This window comes from Streptomyces shaanxiensis (assembly GCF_039537145.1).
GTDB lineage: Bacteria > Actinomycetota > Actinomycetes > Streptomycetales > Streptomycetaceae > Streptomyces > Streptomyces shaanxiensis.
Window position 1 is genome coordinate 519,850 of the sequence record NZ_BAAAZY010000007.1, and the last position, 19,113, is coordinate 538,962.

Below are 19,113 nucleotides of genomic sequence, written 5' to 3' on the forward strand. Positions count from 1 at the left end.
CGTTGCCTATAGAAAACAACGACCGGGCAAACTTATTTTGAACGCTGTGTCACACAATGCCCATCATGGTCACCGCGCGAAGCGCATCCTGCTCCGCTCGGGCAAGAGCCCCTACGACGTCGTCCCCGTGGAGGAAGCCCTCCACCGGGACGTCATCGCCACCAACGCCGGCAACCTGATCTTCAGCGACGCCACCCACAAGATCCTCGAGACCCCGCACACCGAGGTCGTCTCGAACGGCATCCGTACCGATGTCTCGGCCGCGGGCCGGATCAACGAGGAGTACGACGCGTTCGTCGTCCCGCTCGCCAACGCGTTCCGGCCCTCGTTCGAGGGCCAGTTGAAGCGGCTGACGCGGCTGATCGGCAAGCTGAGGATCCCGGTGGTCGTGGTCGGGGTCGGCGCGCAGGCGGGGCTCGGCTACAACGCGGCGCGGCTGAAGGGCATCGAGCCCGCGGTGCGCGAGTTCGTCTCCGCCGTGCTCGACCGCAGCGCCTCGATCGGTGTCCGGGGCGAGTTCACCGAGAAGTACCTCAAGGACCTGGGCTTCCGGGACGTCGAGGTCATCGGCTGCCCGTCGCTCTTCATGTACGGCAAGGAACTCACCGTCACCAAGCGGGAGCCGGCCCTCGGTGCCGGCTCCCGGATCGCGGTCAACGGCTCGCACAGCGCGGTGCGGTCCCAGGGCCTTGACCGGGTCATCAACCGCGCCCACGCCCGCTACCCGTACCTGCGTTTCATCGGCCAGAACATCAGCGACGCACGGCAGTTGCACTGGCGTGACCTGTCCGACCCGAACGGCCTGGTGACGGCGATGCCGACGCATCCCGAGCACCCGATGTACCGGGAGGACAAGGTCCGCGTCTACATCGACCCGGTCACCTGGATCGACGACCTGCGCGCGTTCGACTTCTCCTTCGGCTCCCGCATCCACGGCAACATCGCGGCGCTGCTCGCGGGCACACCGGCGACGGTCCTGTGCGGCGACTCCCGCACCCTGGAGCTGTGCCGCTACTTCGGCATCCCGCACCGCCGGATCGACAAGCTGCCCGAGGACCTGGACCCGGCGGCGCTGTACGAGGAGGCGGACTTCGGCGCCCTGATGAGCGGCCACCAGGAGCGGTTCGAGCGGTTCACGGCGTTCCTGGACCGCAACGGCCTGGACAACACGTTCACGCACGGCGACGGCGGTGCCGCCCACGAGGAGCGCATGCGGTCGCTGTCCTTCCCGGCGGGCATCCGCCCCTGGAACGACGCCGACCTCGCCTCGCTCACCAGCCGGTTCGGCTGGCTGCAGGGCCGTATCTCCGAACTCGCCGCGGACAACGACCGGTTGAGGCGGGAAGTGGCCCGCACCGGCAAGGGGGGTGCTGCCCTTCCGGCGGCGTCCGTCTACCGGCGGGCGCGGCGGATGGTGGGGCAGCCTATCCGGAAGGTGATCCGGCCGGCGCGAGGGTAGTGCCCGCTCGGCCGCGCTCGCTTCCGCGATGTCGGCGACAACCCTGAACACCCGGCGGTTCACTCCAAACCATCCGGACACTCGCGTGTCGTCCGGAGGTCGGCGCACGTTAACCCGGACGCACGACGTCCCGCGCCGACCTTGGAGTGACCGCAGTTGCCCACACCCCTGTCCCGCATCCCGGCGAGAGCCCTCGTCACGGCTCTCCTGGGCGCAGCCTTCTGCGCCCAGGCCGTGGCAGCGCTGCGCCCGCACATCCCGCTGCTGGTCGCCGCGACGGTCGCTTCGCTGGCCGTCGAGGGCATGCTGTACCGCTGGCACCGGGGCATGCTGTCGGTGTTCGCCAAGTCGCACGCGGACATCACCGTGCGGCACGTGCTGCGGGACCTGCTGCTGGTCGTGGCCCTGCTACGGCTCGGCGAGCAGCACCGGGAGACGCTGTACACCCCGCTCGTCGCGGGCCTGCTCGCCTTCTACGCGCTGCACTGCGCGATCCAGGCGGTCTCGGTGCTGGTCCGCCGCACCCGCACCCTCCCGGTGGTCACCCGCAACATCGACGCCTCCGCCCTGCGCCTGTCCCCCGCCCCGCCGGCCCTGCTGCGCCGCCCCGGCGACCGCCTGCCGGCCTTCGGCCTCCCGGCCACCGCGGGCCTGCTGACCACGGCGGCCACCGACGACCCGCGCTGCGCGGCCCTGGGCATCGCGCTGTCCCTCGGGCTCGCCCTGCTGGGCCTGTACGACCTTCTCGTACGGCTGCTGCCGAGCCGTCGCCCGGCGGGCGAGCGGGAGGCGCTGGCCTGGCTGGACGCGTGGCTGGCGGCGTACCGGCCGACGGTCGGCCTGTACTTCTCCGGTGGAGCCGCGTCGGCGTACCAGGCGAACATGTGGCTGGAGCCGCTCGCGCAGCTGGAGGGGCGTCCGCTGATCGTGCTGCGCGAGCGGTTCATGGTGCAGAAGATCGGCCCGACGGACGTGCCGATCCTGTGCCTGCCGAAGGTCTCCACGCTGATGCGCCTGGAGCAGTCCACGCTCCAGGCCCTCATCCACCCCTCGAACTCCGGCAAGACCTCCCAGGTCCTGCGCATCCCCACGCTGAAGCACACCTTCGTCAACCACGGGGAGAGCGACAAGCTGTCGTCCTGCAACCCGTACGCGAAGGCCTACGACGAGGTGTGGGTGGCCGGTCCGGCGGCGCGGGAGCGGTACGCGCTGGCCGAGGTCGGCGTCGAGGACAAGGACGTGGTGGAGATCGGCCGCCCGCAGCTGGACGCCGTACAGCCGTACGCGGGCCCGCCGACCGGTGCCCGCGGCGGAGCCGCTGACGGACACCGCACGACCGTCCTGTACGCGCCGACGTGGGAGGGCTGGGACGGCAACCCGGGCAACACCTCGGTGATCGAGGCCGGCGAGAACGTCGTACGGGCGCTGCTCGCGGACCCTGGTGTACGGGTGCTGTACAAGCCGCATCCGCTGACCGGGTCGGTGGATCCGCGGGCCGGGGCGGCCGATCTGCGCATCCGTGAGCTGATCCGGGCGGCGAACCGGGAGCGGGCGGGCGAGCAGCCGCGCGAGACCGCTGAACTCGAGCGGTGTGCACGGGAGTTGGACCGCCTCACCACGACGACCGTCCGGGCGAGCGCCGACCAGGTCGAGCGGATGCTGCTGCAGTCGGCGCCGGAGCCGGGGCGAGCGGAGGCGGTGGCGCGGGCGACGGCCGCCTGGGAGGAGGCGTACTGGGCGTCGCTGCCGGAGGGGGAGCACCAGGTCGTCACGGATGTCCGGCCCACGCTGTACGCCTGCTTCAACCAGGCGGACCTGCTGATCAGCGATGTGTCGAGCGTGATCAGCGACTTCCTGGCGAGCGGGAAGCCGTACGCCGTGGCGAACACCAGCGGGCTGGCGGAGGACGTGTTCCGCAAGACCTTCCCGACCGTACGCGCGGCGACCGTGCTGACGCCGGACGCGGCCGGGATGCCGGAGCTGCTGGACGCGGTGCGGCATCCCGAGAAGGACGAACTGGTCGAGGCGCGGGCCGAGTTGAAGCGGCACCTGCTGGGGCCGGACGAGCCGACGTCGCAGGTGCGCTTCAACGAGGCCGTACAGGCGCTGTGTTCGGCGGCCCGGGAGCACCAGGTCCGGATGGCGGAGCGGCTGGCGGCCGAGCTCCCCGCGGAGATCCCGGACCAGCGCCGGTCCGTCACGCCGCAGCAGCCCGCCCACCCGGCGTAGCCCCGCCCGAGGTCTTCAGCATCCGGCGCGCCTTGCGCACCGCCCGCCGCAGGAACGAGTCGACCCCGCCCTCCCGGTACCCCGGGAAGGCGCGGGCCTCGCGCGGTTCGGCGAGGTACACCGAGTCGGGTATCCCCGCGGCCGCGTCCCGGAAGTGCGGGTAGGCGAGGTAGACACGGCGGCCCTTCTTCTCCAGGAGGGCCGCCGCCTGCTTCTTGGCCTTGACGAACTCCACGACGGGCAGCAGGAGTTCGGGGCGCTGTTCGGCGACCAGGTGCAGCCGCAGGCGCTCCTCGACCTTGAGGCGGCGGGCGACGCCCTCGGACCAGTGGGCGGCCATGAGGGGCGCCGCCAGTTCGAGCTTGTGCCGGCGCACCTTCTCGCTGTCCTTGGCGTACTTGGGGCCGAACTGCGGCAGCAGGGTGATGAGGAACGGGCGCACCATGAGCAGGTCGCGCCGGTCGCCGGCGGGCACGAGCTCGGCTATCAGGTTCATCAGGGCCCGCGCGGAGTCGAAGCGCAGGGTGTAACCGCCGCTCTTCGTCACGTGCTTGCCGTCGTCCCGGCCCACCAGGTAGTAGCAGGTGTGGTCGGCGATCACGGAGACGCCGTCGGCCCGCAGATAGGCCTCCATCGTGAACAGCGCGTCCTCGCCGGTCCACAGGGACTCGTCGAAACGCATGTTGTGCCGGGTCAGCAGGTCGCGACGGAACAGCTTCTGCGCGCTCAGCGTGAACTTGATGTTGGAGGAGAAGACGTCGGTCCGGTCCAGCGTCTTGCCCCACATCGACTTCGGCGCGGTGCGGTTGACGCCCTCGACCCGGCCGAGCACCACGTCGGTGCCGTTCCTGTCGGCCATCGCGACCATGCGCTCCAGGGCCTCGGGGCCCAGCCGGTCGTCGGCGTCCAGGAAGAAGACGTAACGCCCGGCCGCCTTGCCCAGGCCGACGTTGCGCGGCCCGCTGGGGCCCCCGGAGTTCTCCTGCCGGATCACGGTCACCGACATCGGCACTCGGGCGGCGAACTCCTCCAGGCACTCCCCCGTGCCGTCCGTCGACCCGTCGTCGACGGCGATGACCTCGATGCGCTCCGGGTCGATGGTCTGTGCCTCCACTGACGCAAGGCACTCGACGAGATACGGCATCGCTTCGTACGCCCCGATGATCACAGTCACATCAGGCTGCGTGACGGTCACGTTTCCCCCTTGTCAACGGGATATTTCCCCCGTATCGCCTCATTCGCTACTTGGTAGACGGCTGGACACTGCAAGCGGTTGCCTCACATCCCCGCATTTGTGACTCAAGCCACACAGCGAACTGACATGGAGTCACGGTATTCGGGCAACGTAAGAGGCCTGCCAGAGGCGGTTCGGCCGCCCACAAGAAACGGCGCGGCCCCCGAGGAACACACCTCGGGGGCCGCGCCGTTGGATTCGCGGGTGACCTTGTGGGTCAGGCCGTCACATCGTCCCCGGCCGCCGACATCCGCTGCCCGGGTACGGCCGCCAGCTCTGCCCCGGCGGCTCCGGCCGCCGCCCGTGACTCCTGGCCGACGTTGCGCGTCTGGGCCTTGATCGCGAGGTTCGCCACCGCGGTGTTGAACTGCTCGATGGAGGTCGGCTCGTCCGGCCCCAGCAGGTACCGCTTGAGGTCCCCCCGGTCCTCGGCCAGCGGGTCGGCGGCCGGGTCCCGCACGGCGTCCAGCAACTCACCCAGCTCGCCCGCGCTGTTGGACAGGATCGTCGCGGCGCGCACGGCCGTGTTCTGCCGCTTGAACTCCTCCACGCCCAGCTCGGCGGAGTCGGTGACGGCGTACGGCTTGCCGCTGGCGATGAAGTCGGAGACCACGCTGGAGATGTCGGAGACCATCGCGTCGGAGACGTTGAAGCAGTCGTAGAGGCGCGGCTCGGCTCCCGTGATGACACGGTGCTCGTGGCTGCCGAAGGAGAGCCAGTACGCGGCGTTCCACTCGGCGCGCAGCCGGGCGACCTCCTCGTGCCTGGCGATGTCGACCAGACCGTCGCGGGTGGCCTCGGCCTCGTCACCCCGGCCGTTGCCGTTGCCCTTGCCCTTGCCGGACAGCTCGGCGAGGCGGGCCTCGATACGGGCCAGCTCGGCCCGCGCGGCGGCCTGCGCGGCGCCGTCGACCTGGAAGCGCGAGTCGGCGGCGCGCTCGGTGGCGGCCTGCTCGACCAGGGCGGTGATCCGGCGGTGCGCGGCGCCGGCCTCCTTGCTGACGGTGCCGGTGAAGGGGTGCGGCTTGTACAGGACACGGACCGGCGGGTCGGCCTTGACCAGCTTCTTCACGATGTTCTCGCCGGCCAGCACGATCGAGGTGTTGCCGGGGTTGCCGTCCCAGCCCTCCCAGGTCGGCGCGTACAGGACCGTCGGGATCCGGCCCTCCGGGACACCGTCCCAGCCCTGGATCGGCGCCAGCTGCGGGCGGCCGACCTCGACGATGTCGTCGTCACGGACGCCGACGTCGGCGATGGCGTAGCGGTCGCGGCCCGCGCGCCCGGCGGTCCACACCTCGTCGTAGACCTTGCTGTACGGGTTGACGCTGGCCAGCTTGTCGCTGTCGCCGTGGCCGATGAAGACGTGCTTCATGGTCGGGACGCGCAGCAGGTGGATGTTCTTGCCGACGTTCGCCGCGTAGAGCGCGACACGCACGTTGGACAGGTCCATGTTCATCAGGTGCACACCGCCGGGCACGCAGATGACGGGGACCGTGGTGGGCGCCATGTTGTTCAGGATGACCCGCTCGCGCAGGATGATCAGCGGCTTGGAGTCGAGCTGCTCCATGGTCTCCAGCCACATGTTGACCTGGTAGGCCGAGTCCTTGGAGCCGGAGAAGTACAGCACCGTCTCGGGCCGGTACTCGCCCAGCCAGTCGTCGACGGCGGCGAGAACGGTCTCCGCGTTCGGCGGAACCTTGCGGCCGCGGACGTACGGCACGAGCGCGACCACGTACAGGCAGCCCAGGCCCACGGTGACGCCGATGCCGATGAATCCGGCGACGGCCGACTCCAGGGCGGCCGAGACGAGGATGCCGGCGACGGCGGCGACGTCGAGGTGCAGCATCTTCTCGGCGGAGCGGTGCAGCAGCCGGCGCGGCGGGGCGTCCGGGATGCGGATGCGCGAGGCGAGGTCGACGTTGCGGGTGGCGACCGGCATACGGCGGCGGTTGCGGATCAGGGTGACCAGCGCGCCGTGCGGGGCCTGGAGGCCGTAGAACGCTATGAAGCAGGCGATCGCGCCGTAGTAGACCAGGTCGTCCGCGAAGCCGAGCCGGGCCAGCAGCAGGATCAGCAGCAGCTGCCTGATCAGGAAGCGGATCGACAGACCGGCCCGGACCTTGCTCAGGCGGTTGACCAGATAACTGCCCTTGCGGTGCAGATAGTGGTCCGCCAGGTACGTCACGGCGGCCGCGGCCGCGAAGGCGGGGACGCTCGGGACGAGCGCGGCCAGCATGAGCGCCGGGAAGCCCAGGATCATGAGGGCCGCCGCGGCCAGCTCGGCCGGGCTGCCCACCCGGGCGACGCGAATAGCGGTGGATATCACGGAGAACCTGCTCAGGGAGAGGGGCCGGTCTGAGGGGTGAAGGACTCAGGCCCCTGTGAATTCTTCGTGAACGAAGAATCGCAGAGGCCTGAATTCCATAAGGCTATTGACTGCTGATTATGCCACGCCGTCCTGGCGGTCCAGGACACTGGCGAGCGCCTGCTCGAAGCCGGACGCCTTGCCGGCGGGCGCCGTCGGGTCCTGCTGGCGGACGTCGATCACATGGCCGGTCAGCTCGGAGAGCAGGACGTCGAGCGAGGTGCGGGCGACGGCCTCGGAGGAGAGCAGGCTGCCCGCGGGCTCCTGGCCGAAGGCCTTGGTGCGCATCGGGGTGGCGGTGCGCTCCGGGTTGATGCAGTTGACGCGGATGCCGTCGCCGGCCCACTCGTCGGACAGGGCCTGGGTGAGATTCACCATGGCGGCCTTGGTCGAGGAGTACAGGCTGTACTCGGCGCGGCCGCGGGTGTAGCTGCTGGAGGTGTACAGCAGCAACTGGCCCTTGGTCTCCGACAGGTACTTGTACGAGGAGCGCGCGATCTGCACCGGGGCCAGGTAGTTGACCTTCAGCGCCTCCTCGATGGTGGCGTTGTCGGTCTCGGCGAGCTTGCCGATGCGCAGCACACCGGCGGTGTTGACGACGTAGTCGATGCGCCCGGTCTCGGCGTACGCCTTGGACAGCGCGTCGTCGACCTCCTCCGGGTTCTCCACGTGCGTGCCGGTGGTGGAGCGGCCCAGCGCGTACACCTTGGCGCCGTAGGACTCGGCGAGTTCGGCGATGTCCTTGCCGATGCCGTACGAGCCGCCGAAGACAACGATGGTCTTGCCGGTCAGCAGCTGGCGGTAGGCCTCCTCGCTCACCTGCTCGGGAGCGGCGGTGGAGGCCAGCTGGAAGAGCTTGTCGGCGATGAAGACGTCGACGGGCTGGGTGACCTTCATGTTGTACTCGTCACCCGCGACGACGTGGATCGGCACGTCCGGCAGGTACTTGAGCACGACGGAGCAGTCGTCGGTGGCCTGGAAGTTCGGGTCGCCCGCGGCGACCTCGTAGGCCCGCTTGATCGTGGACAGCTTGAAGGCCTGCGGCGTCTGGCCGCGGCGCAGCCGGGAGCGGTCCGGGATCTCGGTGATGAACTCGCCGTCCTCGCCGTGCGTGCGCGTGACGATGATGGTGTCCGCGGACGGGATGGCGACGTCGACGGCCTGGAAGCGCTCCAGCGCCACCACGCAGTCGTCGATCACACGCTGTGACAGCAGGGGGCGTACGGCGTCGTGGAAGAGGACGTTGAGGTCCTCGCCCTCGGCCAGGCCCTCGCCGAGGGCGTCGATGGCGCGCTCGGTCGTCTCGTTCCGGGTGGAGCCGCCCTCGATGATCTTCTTGACCTTCGTGAACCCGGCCTTGGCCACGATCTTCTCGATGTCCGGCACATAACCGGGCGCCATCAGGACGATGACGTCATCGATCGAGTCGGCGTTCTCGAAGGTGGTCAGGGTGTGCTCGATGACTGCCTTGCCGGCGATCTTCAGCAGCTGCTTGGGGATCGACAGACCCACGCGCTGACCGGTACCGCCGGCCAGGATCACTGCGGTGGTACGGGGCTTGGCTATGTGCTGGGACACAGGTGACCTACCTTGTGGCGACTGGGAACTTCGAAATGGTCCCACTTGGGGTTACCGCAGTGCAAGGTGAGCGTCCCCGGCTGCATATGTGCGCGCAACCTGTCATTCACCTTGTACGCATGGTCATTGTGGAGACCCTCTCCGGAAGTTCACGGTATTTGCTGTGAGTAACGGCACAGGTGTTCAGCGAAGCCGTAGCCGCTTGAGGCAACGGTGGCCGAGTACCCGCACGAGCTCCTTCGACGAGGTCTGGTGAACCGTACGCGACTTGGCGGCCGCGGTGTGCCGCACGGGCGCGGCGGCCGCCGCGGCGAGGACCCCGTAGAGCGCCTGCGCCGCGGCCTCGGGGGCGATACGCGGCTCGGTGGCGGTCGGGGGCGCGGATTTCTGCGTGGCGGACAACTGCACAGCGGACAAAAGACGCATATCACCGATAACTCGCACCCCCGCCCCGCCGATACGCTCCGCGATCTCCGCACCGATCTCGGCGGCGGCCTCGACGGCCCACTGCGGAGTGCGGATCTTCACGTCGCCGGGACCGGGAGCGCACGTGTTCTTCATATGCATCACAGCGCCGTTCCGGACGAGCTGTGAATAGAGCTCCTCGGGCAGTTCATTGGCGCGGAATTCCTTATTAAGATTCCGCAGCATTTCGGTCTCGGCGAGGGTGAGTGACCGATTCGCGGCATCCGGAGCGGGGCGCAGAAGGTGGGCGGGCAGTCCGAGCAGCGCCTCGAAGGTGCGCATCAGACCCTCCCGGTCCCGGTCGTCGACCACGACGACGGTGATCCGCTCCGGCCCGACCACCCGGGCCCAGCGCCCGACCAGCCGGTCGTGCCGGTGCCGGTGCCAGAAGCTGGGGTTGGGCTTGTCGTACGGCGGCTTCCTGAGCATGTGCTCCAGCCAGTCCTCGTAGCCCATGCGCAGACCGTTCTGCACGTACTGCTGCCACTGCGAGGGCATGATCCGCGCCAGTGGGCGCAGCGTGACCAGGACGTGCACGCGGTCACCGCCGAGCTGCCCGACGATCCGCCCGATCGTCGCCTCGTCCGGGGCGTCGGCGAAGAACTCGCTGCTGATCACGGATGTACGCCGCCCCGACGCGCGCACCCGCTCCAGCAGCCGTTCCCAGTGCCGCGCGGTGGGCGCGGTGTCGCCCATCATGCCGGTGCGGTCGCAGGCGGCCAGGACCGCTTCCATGGGGTGCCGGGTGGTGGCCGGCCACTCGACGCCGTACCGGGCCACCTCGTCCCTGGCCTCGAACAGCGCGCCCTGGATCGAGGTGGTGCCCGTTTTGTGCGGGCCGATGTGCAGCAGGCGGGTGCCGGTGGGCAGCGGGGTGATCACGCCGCCGTTCGCAGGGATCTCATCTCTCGTACAGTCCGTCTCCATGGTCAGAGGACGGTAAGAGCACTTCCTGAGACTGCCCTGAGAGTGACCTGGGACACGGATGAGTCCCAGGTCCCCCCACCAGGAGTTACGGGAGTTGCCGGAGTTACGAGGGTTACCCGACCTCGACGCCCGGCCGCCCCGCCTCCACGCGCAGCCGCGCCAGCGTGCTCGGCGTGGCCGTCGGCTGCCGGACCGTGTCCACGATCCGCACCTGGGCGTCGATGCCGTCGCGGCGGATGTCGAAGAGGTGATAGCCGCGGTGGGCGTCGAGCAGCTTCCAGTGCGGGTTGTCCGGGACGCGCGGGTCCCACTCCCGGTGGAAGGCGGCCTGGTCCTGGTCGCCGTTGCTGGAGATGGACGTACCGACGAACTCGGCGCCCACGACGGCCGAGCCCGGATCGGCGTAGTCCTCCTTGAGGTCGCTGATCATCGTCAGGTGGCGGTCGCCGGTGAACACGACCGGGTTGCGGACCTGCTTGAGCTCCTGCATCAGGGCGTTGCGTTCGACCTGGTAGCCGTCCCAGGCGTCGTAGTACCAGAGCTTGCCCTCGCCGACCTTGAGGTCGGTCTCGGCCATCATGATCTGCGAGCCGATCATGTTCCAGCGGGCCGGCGAGTGACGCAGCCCGTCGATCAGCCACTCCTTCTGCTCGGCGCCGAGCATGGTGAGCGACGGGTCCTGCGCCGCCTCCTGGCTCTTGACCTGGTCGCTGCGGTACTGCCGGGTGTCCAGCACGCTGAGCCGGGCGAGGCGGCCGAACTCCAGTCGGCGGTACATCTGGATGTGCGGGCCGTTCGGGATGGCGCTCGCCCGGACCGGCATGTGCTCGTAGAAGGCCTGGTAGGCCGCGGTCAGCCGGGCCACGAACGCGTCGTGCGGCTGCTTGTCCGGGTCCTGCGGGATGTCGCCGGCGAAGTCGTTGTCGACCTCGTGGTCGTCGAAGGTGACCACCCAGGGCGCGTTCGCGTGCATCGCGGCGAGGTCCGGGTCGGTGCGGTACTGGGCGTACCGGTTGCGGTACTGCACCAGGGTGTACGGCTCACCCGTGCCCTCGTGCTTGCGCAGGGCCGTCGTCGACGGCGTGGACTCGTAGATGTAGTCGCCGACGAACAGGACGAAGTCGGGGTCCTGGGCCAGCATGTCGGCGTACGGCGTGAAGTAGCCGTGCTGCCAGTTCTGGCAGGAGGCCAGCGCCATGCGCAGCCGGCCGCCGGAGCTGTGCGGGTGGGGCGCGGTGCGGGTGCGCCCGACGGGCGAGATCTGCCCGTCGACGCGGAAGCGGTACCAGTACGTACGGCCCGGACGCAGCCGCCGTACGTCCACGTGCACGCTGTGCCCCAGCTCGGGCCGGGCCTGGGCGACACCGCGCCGCACCGGCTTTCTGAACCGCTCCTCCTCGGCGAGCTCCCACTCGACGGTCACCACGCGGTCGGGCATCCCGCCGCCGTTCAGCGGGTCGGGTGCGAGCCGGGTCCACAGCACGATGCCGTCCGGCAGCGGGTCGCCGGAGGCGACGCCGAGGCTGAACACTCCGTCGGGCAGCGGGGTTTCGGCTGCTCGGGCGGCGGTCGGCAGCCACAGCTGGGCGGAGGCCGCGGCGCCGAGCACGGCGGCTCCGGCGGTCAGAAAGCGGCGTCGGTCGGGCGATACGGATCCGGAAACACCGGTCATCGGCGAACTCCCCTGCCTCGCTGGCCTCTTGGACACTTCGGATGCTCACGCCCGTGGGCGGCCTGGCTGCTGAACTGCGAGCTTCGCGTGCATGACAAATAGGGAGACAACAGAAGACCCGTTGCGGCACCGGAACGTGCCCTTGCCACAACGGGTCTGTCGATCGATCAGTAGTTGAACCCGGAACCCAGCTTCGCGTTCGCCGCGACCGTGCCGAGGGTCCCGGCCCCGAAGGTGAACGAACCGGTCGGCGTGATCCCTGCCGACGTGGGCTGGAACACCCACACCGACCCGGCGTTCGCGTTCTCCCCCGTGGCACCGACGACGAGTTCGGCGCGGCCGTCGTGGTCGGCGTCCACGAGGTGAGTGGTGGCGCCGAAGGCGTCGTTCGTCTCCGCCGCGCCCGGCACGCCCGTGGTGTCCTGGTTGACACCCGTCGCGCCGGCGCCGGTCAGGCCGTTCGCGCCGCCGCGCAGCACGATGGCCCCGCCGGCGTTGCTCAGCCCGTCGAAGTCCTCGCCCAGAACGCCGGTCGAGACGTCGGCGTACCCGTCGCCGTTGACGTCGGCGACCGAGACGTCGGAGCCGAAGCCGTCCCCCCGCTCGGCGGCGCCCGGGACTCCGGCGCTGTCCTGGTTGACGTACATCGCCTTGGTGCCTATGGGCCCGTTCGCGGAGCCCGGGACGAAGGCGACCCGGCCGCCCTTGGGGATCGGGGTGTCGAGGTCGCTGTCGTAGCCGTCCACGGGACGCCCGACGACGATGTCCGCGTACCCGTCCCCGTTCACGTCACCGAGGTCGAGGGACTCGCCGCCCTGCACCCGCCAGTCCCTGCTGTCCCGGAGCACGACCCCGTCGGCGGCGAGCCCCTCCGGCGTGCCCTGCCAGTAGGTGATGCGGCGGGCGTCGTACTCGTCGCCGTCGTTCATCGTGCCGACGACGTCGTCGATGCCGTCGCCGTTCACGTCACCGGCGGCCAGGTCCAGGAACCGGGGGTCGGAGTCGTCGAGGACGATCTGCTCCCCGCCGCTCGCGGCGCCGTCCCGCCCGAAGGGGCCCTTGACGACCCGCAGCTTGACCATGCTCTCGACGACCACGAGGTCCGGCGCCCCGTCCCCGTTCACATCGCCGACGGTGAGCTCGCCCCGGGCACTGAGCCCGTCGTACGTGTTGTGTCCGTACGCCAGCGGCGCCCCGCCCGACAGTCCGTTCGCCCCGCCCCAGACGACCTGCACGAGGCCGGTCTCGGCACCCCCTTCGACGGAGTCCTCGCCGGTGACGCCGACGATCAGGTCGGTGTACCCGTCCCGGTCGAGGTCGGCGCTGCTCACCGCGCTGCCGAACAGGTCGCCGGTCTCGGCGGAGTCGGTGACACCGGCGGTGTTCTGGCTGATGACCTGCTTGGAGGTGGTCTTGAGCCCGCTGGCCGACCCGTACAGCACGGCGACGTATCCGGCCCGCGTCTTGCCGTCGACGGTCGCCTCGGGCGCGGCCACGGCGAGGTCGGAGTAGCCGTCGCCGTTGAAGTCGTCCTGAGTCTTCGCCGTGGCCGACGGGACGTCCCCGGCCGCGTGGGCGGAGGGCAGAACGGCCGCTCCCGTCACCGCCAAGACGACGGCGAGTCCCGTGCGCCAGGTTCCTTTGCGCCTGTTCATGGTGCTGTCTCCTGTCGATTTCGTGGGGGGATGGTCGTACGGAGAGTCGTCGGAATACGGGGATGTATGCGTCGTACGAGGCTGTCGTGCCGTCAGTCCGCCAGCGAGGCGCCGAACCTGGCCCCGGTCGCGGGCAGGCCCATGGTGGCCGGGCCGAACGAGAAGGAGCCGCTGGCGGTGATGCCGCCGGAGCCGGCCGAGAAGACCCAGACCGAGCCGAAGTCGGCGTTCTCGGCCGGGTCGCCGACGATCAGGCCGTCCTTCTTGTCGCCGTTGGCGTCGACGAGGGCGGTCTGCTCACCGAACCGGTCCAGCTTCTCGGCGGTGCCCGGCACCCCGGCGGTGTTCTGGCTGAACGACTTGTAGCCGGTGGTGGTCAGGCCGTTCGCGCTGCCCCGCAGCACGAGCACGGTGCCGGCGTCGGTGATGCCGTCGAAGTCCTCGCCGGGCAGCCCGGTCGCCACGTCGAGGTAGCCGTCACCGTTGGTGTCGCCGATCGACAGCCCCCAGCCCATGCCGTCGCGGTACTCACCGACGCCCGGCACACCGGGGGTGTCCTGATTGATCCACACCGGCTTGCGGGTGGTGGACGTGCCGTCGGGGCCGCCGTAGACGACGATCAACGCGCCCCCCTTGCTGGGGAGTTCGACGTCGCTGTCGTAGGTGTCGATGAAGTGACCGACGACGATGTCGCCGTACCCGTCCTTGTTCAGGTCACCGATCTCGACGTCCTCACCACCGATGCGGCGGCCCTGGGCGTCCTTGAGATTGCCCTTGCGGGTGAACCCGTCGGGGCCGCCCAGAAGGAGGGTGACCGCTCGCGAGTCGGACTCGTCCTGGAACGTGTTGGGCACCGCGAGGTCGGCGAAGCCGTCACCGTTGACGTCGCCGGCGGCCGGGGCGTCGTAGAAGGAGTACTGATCGGGATCGATGCCGAAGGAGGACTTCTTCGCGGACTCTCCGGTACGGGTGAACGGGCCGTGCCACACCGTGCCGGCCCCGCGGTGGGCCCCGTCCGCCCACCGGTCGGTGGCGACCGTCACCAGATCCTGTCGCTTGTCGCCGTCCACGTCGGCCACGGTGAACCCGCCGTGCCACTCGTTGTCCGGCGCCCACAGCAGCCTCGTCGGCGTGGTCGAAAGCCCCTGGGGTCCGCCCCAGTTGACGACGACCGCGTACCCGGAGTCGATGTCCATCACGTACTCCGAGACGGACGAGAGCAGATCCGCGTACCCGTCCCCGTCCAGGTCGGCGCTCTGCAGTGCGGTGCCGTACAGCTGCTGCGGCGGCTCGGCGTTCTCCCGCGACGGCCAGGTCAGCACCTGCTTGCGGGAGGTCGACAATCCGCCGGCCGAGCCGTACAGCACGCTCACCGCGCCCGCCTTGACCTGCTCGCCCCGCTTGGCCTGCGGCGCGCCGATCGCCAGGTCGGGATAGCCGTCTCCGTTGAAGTCGTCGTGCAGCCGCTTGGTGCTCGGCGTGGCGGCGGTCGTGGCCTCGGTGGTGGCGGCGTTGACCGCGGGCACCGCCAGCGCTCCGGCGACGACGGCGATGCCGGTGGCGAGGGCGAGACGTCTGCGCCGGGTGAGGAGGGTGCGGCGGTGAGAGGGCGAAGCCATGTGATTCCTGACGTGAGGAGGGCGCGCGAGTTGACGTGGGGGGCAGCTGATCAGCGTGGGAACCGGTCACCGAGCCAGGCGCCGCTCGCGAGCGTCCCGAGCGTGCGGGCGCCGAAGGCGAAGGAGTCCTTGGCGGTGACACCGGCCGAGCCGGACCGGAACACCCACACGCCACCGGCGTACGAGTCCTCCCCGACCGCGGCCACGACGGGTTCGGCCCGCCCGTCGCCGTTGCCGTCGACGAGGTGAACGTTCTCGCCGAAGCGGTCGTCCTTCTCGACGGTGCCGGGAACGTCCGCGCTGTTCTGGCCGAGAAGCCTGGAGCCGGCCCCGGTCGGCCCGTTCGGGCCGCCGGGCACGACGACGAAGGCGCCAGCCTGCTGCACCGTGCCCAGGTCCTCGAACGGGTCGCCGGCCAGGACGTCGCCGTAGCCGTCGCCGTTGACGTCGCCGACCGCGAGGTCGTGGCCGAACACGTCCCCGGCCTCGTCGGCACCGGGCACGCCGGGGGTGTCCTGGGTGATGCCGTGGGGGGCGACGGAGTTGGCCGGGCCGTTCGCCGTGCCGTAGATGAACCTGAGCCGTCCGTAGCCCATGACGATGTCCCCGCGGTGGTCGCCGTTGACGTCGCCGATGGCCAGGGACCAGCCAGGTTCGATCTTCTCGCCCTGCGCGTCCTTGAGGACGACGAGCGGCCGCAGGCCGTCGCGGCTGCCGCGCAGGAAGTTCAGATGCTCGCCCCGGTTGCCCTCGTCGTCATCGTCGAACGACTGAGCGAGGGTGACCACGTCGGTGATGCCGTCGCCGTCCACGTCACCGGCCACCACCTTGACCAGCTGGATGTCGCCGTCGACGAGCTGCACGCCGGTCGTGCCGGCGGGCGCACCGTCACGGCCGAAGGGCCCGTACTCCACACGGCCGTTGTCGAGCAGGTCCTGATGCCCGTCACCGTTGAAGTCGCCGGTGACGGTCCCTTCGCCGCTCTGGTACCGGCCGTCGCCGACGGCGGGCCGCACCTTCCCCGAGGTGAAGCCGCCCGGGCCGCCCCACAGCACGGTCCGGCTGCCCTCCCTGGCGATACCGCCCTGTTCCCACTGCTCGTCGTCGGCCGACACCTGCAGGTCGCTGTACCCGTCGCCGTCCAGATCGGCGGTGACCAGGTCCGAGCCGAAGCGGTCACCGGCCTCGACGGTGCCCGGAATGCCGGCGGATGCCTGCGTGTACACCTTCTTGGCCGTGCCGCGCAGCCCGTTCGCGGACCCGTACAGCACGGCGACGTAGCCCGCCTTGGCCTTGCCGTTCACGGTGGCGTTGGGAGCGGCCACGGCCAGATCGCCGTACCCGTCGCCGTTGAAGTCCTGCGGCACGGTGCCGGTCGCCGCACGGGCGGGCCCGGCCGGCAGCACTCCGGCGCACGCGGCCACCAGGGCGACAGCTATGGCAACGGTACGCAGCGTCCTGCGTGGAACAGCCTCGACCACGTCGACTCCGGGAATCAGATGGGCAGTTGACGGTGGAGAGGACCTCAAAGTTCAAGATCCTCATCCACGCCGCCCAGTACGACTCACCGCGAGGCGAAGGGGTTGCCCTGGAATGCGCCGCGAATTTTCCCGACGTTAACCAAACCGGCCGTATTCAGCCCGGCCGGCAGGTAAGGGCAAGGGCACGTTCAGAGCCGAAGCAGGGGTCCGGGAGCGGCAGCCCCCGGACAACGGCCACGACAGCGCCGGGCGCCCGGAATCAGAACGGCTCGAAGTCGTCGAACTCCTGCGCCGCCTCATCCCGTTCGGCCTGCCGGTCACGCCTGCGCTGCGCGGCCGGTCGCGGTGCCTCGAAGCGGTGGTCCTCGCCACGCCGCCCCAGCATCTCCGCCCCGGCCACCACCGTCGGCTCCCAGTCGAAGACGACGGCGTTCTCCTCGGGCCCGATGGCGACGCCGTCACCGGAGCGGGCCCCCGCCTTCATCAACTCCTCTTCCACACCAAGCCGGTTGAGCCGGTCCGCGAGATACCCCACGGCCTCGTCGTTGTTGAAGTCGGTCTGCCGCACCCAGCGCTCGGGCTTCTCACCGCGCACCCGGAACAGCAGCTCGCCGCCGATCTCCTCGCGGGTCACGGTGAAGCCCGCGTCGTCGACGGCCTTCGGCCGGATCACGATCCGCGTCGCCTCTTCCTTCGGCTTCGCGGCCCGCGCCCTGCCCACCAGCTCGGCCAGCGCGAACGACAGCTCCTTCAGCCCCATGTGCGCGACGGCCGACACCTCGAAGACCCGGTATCCACGGGCCTCCAGGTCCGGCCGCACCATCTCGGCGAGGTCCTTGCCGTCCGGCACGTCGATCTTGTTCAGGACCACGATCCGGGGCCGGTTGTCCAGCCCGCCGTACTCCCGCAGCTCCGCCTCGATGATGTCGAGGTCGGAGACGGGGTCCCGGTCGGACTCCAGCGTCGCGGTGTCCAGGACGTGCACGAGCACACTGCACCGCTCGACGTGCCGCAGGAACTCCAGCCCCAGGCCCTTGCCCTGGCTGGCGCCCGGGATGAGCCCCGGGACGTCGGCGATGGTGTAGACGGTCGAACCGGCGGTCACCACACCGAGGTTCGGCACGAGAGTCGTGAAGGGGTAGTCCGCGATCTTCGGCTTGGCGGCGCTCAGCACGGAGATCAGCGAGGACTTGCCGGCGCTCGGGTACCCGACCAGTGCCACGTCGGCGACGGTCTTCAGCTCCAGGACGACATCCTGGAGATCACCCGGCTCACCCAGCAGCGCGAACCCCGGCGCCTTCCGCCGCGCCGACGCCAGCGCCGCGTTTCCGAGCCCGCCCCGGCCGCCCTGCGCGGCGACGTACGACGTGCCGTGCCCGACCAGGTCGGCGAGTACGTTGCCGGCCTTGTCGAGGACGACGGTGCCGTCCGGCACGGGAAGGACCAGGTCCTGCCCGTCCTTGCCGGACCGGTTGCCGCCCTCGCCGGGTTTGCCGTTGGTGGCCTTGCGGTGCGGGGAGTGGTGGTAGTCGAGCAGCGTGGTGATCGACTGGTCGACGGTGAGGATCACGTCCCCGCCGCGCCCGCCGTTACCGCCGTCGGGTCCACCGAGCGGCTTGAACTTCTCACGGTGGACGGAGGCACAGCCGTGACCTCCGCTACCCGCGGCGACGTGCAGCTCGACGCGGTCCACGAAGGTGGTCATGGTTCAGTGCCTCCAGAAACGTACGGATGTGTCTTTGTACTAACACGCGAAAGGCGGACCCGCCTTCCCGGAAGGGAAGTGAGGTCCGCCTCGCGAAACGTTCGGTCGAAGCCTTGAGTCAGAGGACTCAGGCAACCGGAACGATGTTCACGACCTTGCGGCCACGGTGGGTGCCGAACTGCACCGAACCGGCCTGCAGGGCGAACAGCGTGTCGTCGCCGCCACGGCCGACGCCCGAACCCGGGTGGAAGTGCGTGCCACGCTGGCGGACCAGGATCTCGCCCGCGTTGACGACCTGACCACCGAAGCGCTTCACGCCGAGGCGCTGAGCGTTGGAGTCACGACCGTTACGGGTGGACGATGCGCCCTTCTTGTGTGCCATCTCTCCTCAGTCCCTTACTTCGCAGCCGCGGGGATCTCAGTGACCTTGATCGCCGTGTACTGCTGGCGGTGGCCCTGACGACGGCGGTAGCCGGTCTTGTTCTTGTAGCGCAGAATGTCGATCTTCTGGCCCTTGTGGTGGTCCACGACCTCGGCCTGGACCTTGATGCCGGCCAGCACCCACGGGTCGCTGGTCACAGCGTCGCCGTCGACAACGAGCAGGGTCGAGAGCTCGACCGTGTCGCCAACCTTGGCAGTGGAAATCTTGTCAACCTCAACGATGTCGCCGACAGCAACCTTGTGCTGGCGACCACCGCTGCGCACGATGGCGTACACGCGGATC

13 protein-coding genes are annotated in these 19,113 nt (G+C 69.9%); 2 read left to right on the plus strand and 11 right to left on the minus strand.

What is annotated here, in order from left to right; all coding sequences use genetic code 11:
* Positions 1 to 46 precede the first annotated feature (46 nt).
* Positions 47 to 1,459, plus strand: a complete 1,413-nt coding sequence (locus ABD932_RS11515) for a polysaccharide pyruvyl transferase family protein (RefSeq protein ID WP_345011387.1) — start codon at positions 47 to 49, stop codon at positions 1,457 to 1,459.
* Between the two features lie 156 nt (positions 1,460 to 1,615).
* A complete protein-coding gene (locus tag ABD932_RS11520; RefSeq protein WP_345011389.1) occupies positions 1,616 to 3,688 on the plus strand; it encodes a hypothetical protein in 2,073 nt (690 codons plus the stop codon).
* On the opposite strand, the gene ABD932_RS11525 is transcribed toward ABD932_RS11520, so the two are convergent.
* The 11 genes from ABD932_RS11525 to rplU all read right to left on the minus strand — a co-directional run bounded on the left by ABD932_RS11525 (position 3,657) and on the right by rplU (position 19,106).
* Complete coding sequence (locus ABD932_RS11525; protein ID WP_345011391.1) at positions 3,657 to 4,883, minus strand: glycosyltransferase family 2 protein; 1,227 nt, start codon at positions 4,881 to 4,883, stop codon at positions 3,657 to 3,659. The two genes, ABD932_RS11520 and ABD932_RS11525, sit on opposite strands and share 32 nt — an antisense overlap.
* Before the next feature lie 256 nt (positions 4,884 to 5,139).
* Complete coding sequence (locus ABD932_RS11530; RefSeq protein ID WP_345011492.1) at positions 5,140 to 7,218, minus strand: hypothetical protein; 2,079 nt, start codon at positions 7,216 to 7,218, stop codon at positions 5,140 to 5,142.
* Positions 7,219 to 7,365: 147 nt separating this feature from the next.
* Entirely contained in the window at positions 7,366 to 8,865 is a 1,500-nt protein-coding gene (locus ABD932_RS11535; protein ID WP_345011393.1) for an SDR family NAD(P)-dependent oxidoreductase, read from the minus strand.
* A gap of 183 nt (positions 8,866 to 9,048) precedes the next feature.
* Positions 9,049 to 10,257 carry a hypothetical protein gene (locus ABD932_RS11540; RefSeq protein ID WP_345011395.1) on the minus strand — a complete coding sequence of 403 codons (1,209 nt, stop codon included), beginning with the start codon at positions 10,255 to 10,257 and terminating at the stop codon, positions 9,049 to 9,051.
* A gap of 112 nt (positions 10,258 to 10,369) precedes the next feature.
* A complete protein-coding gene (locus tag ABD932_RS11545; RefSeq protein ID WP_345011397.1) occupies positions 10,370 to 11,929 on the minus strand; it encodes an alkaline phosphatase D family protein in 1,560 nt (519 codons plus the stop codon).
* A gap of 167 nt (positions 11,930 to 12,096) precedes the next feature.
* The gene (locus ABD932_RS11550) at positions 12,097 to 13,584 is read right to left on the minus strand and encodes a VCBS repeat-containing protein (protein ID WP_345011399.1); all 1,488 of its coding nucleotides are present in this window, start codon (positions 13,582 to 13,584) and stop codon (positions 12,097 to 12,099) included.
* 92 nt (positions 13,585 to 13,676) lie between these two features.
* Complete coding sequence (locus ABD932_RS11555) at positions 13,677 to 15,203, minus strand: FG-GAP-like repeat-containing protein (protein WP_345011401.1); 1,527 nt, start codon at positions 15,201 to 15,203, stop codon at positions 13,677 to 13,679.
* Positions 15,204 to 15,253: 50 nt separating this feature from the next.
* Positions 15,254 to 16,684: a VCBS repeat-containing protein gene (locus tag ABD932_RS11560; RefSeq protein ID WP_345011403.1), complete on the minus strand. Its 1,431-nt coding sequence runs from the start codon at positions 16,682 to 16,684 to the stop codon at positions 15,254 to 15,256.
* Between the two features lie 259 nt (positions 16,685 to 16,943).
* Positions 16,944 to 18,389 (minus strand): GTPase ObgE, encoded by a 1,446-nt coding sequence (gene obgE, locus ABD932_RS11565; protein ID WP_345011405.1) that lies wholly within the window; start codon positions 18,387 to 18,389, stop codon positions 16,944 to 16,946.
* 127 nt (positions 18,390 to 18,516) lie between these two features.
* Positions 18,517 to 18,771 carry a 50S ribosomal protein L27 gene (gene rpmA, locus ABD932_RS11570; RefSeq protein ID WP_029387501.1) on the minus strand — a complete coding sequence of 85 codons (255 nt, stop codon included), beginning with the start codon at positions 18,769 to 18,771 and terminating at the stop codon, positions 18,517 to 18,519.
* Positions 18,772 to 18,785: 14 nt separating this feature from the next.
* A complete protein-coding gene (gene rplU / locus ABD932_RS11575; protein ID WP_004931419.1) occupies positions 18,786 to 19,106 on the minus strand; it encodes a 50S ribosomal protein L21 in 321 nt (106 codons plus the stop codon).
* Positions 19,107 to 19,113 lie beyond the last annotated feature (7 nt).

Excerpts from the sequence above, each read along its gene's own strand:
- obgE (WP_345011405.1), bottom strand. The coding sequence starts at position 18,389 with ATGACCACCTTCGTGGACCGCGTCGAGCTGCACGTCGCCGCGGGTAGC.
- rpmA (WP_029387501.1), bottom strand. The coding sequence starts at position 18,771 with ATGGCACACAAGAAGGGCGCATCGTCCACCCGTAACGGTCGTGACTCC.
- ABD932_RS11540 (WP_345011395.1), bottom strand. The coding sequence starts at position 10,257 with ATGGAGACGGACTGTACGAGAGATGAGATCCCTGCGAACGGCGGCGTG.
- ABD932_RS11555 (WP_345011401.1), bottom strand. The coding sequence starts at position 15,203 with ATGGCTTCGCCCTCTCACCGCCGCACCCTCCTCACCCGGCGCAGACGT.
- ABD932_RS11545 (WP_345011397.1), bottom strand. The coding sequence starts at position 11,929 with ATGACCGGTGTTTCCGGATCCGTATCGCCCGACCGACGCCGCTTTCTG.
- ABD932_RS11550 (WP_345011399.1), bottom strand. The coding sequence starts at position 13,584 with ATGAACAGGCGCAAAGGAACCTGGCGCACGGGACTCGCCGTCGTCTTG.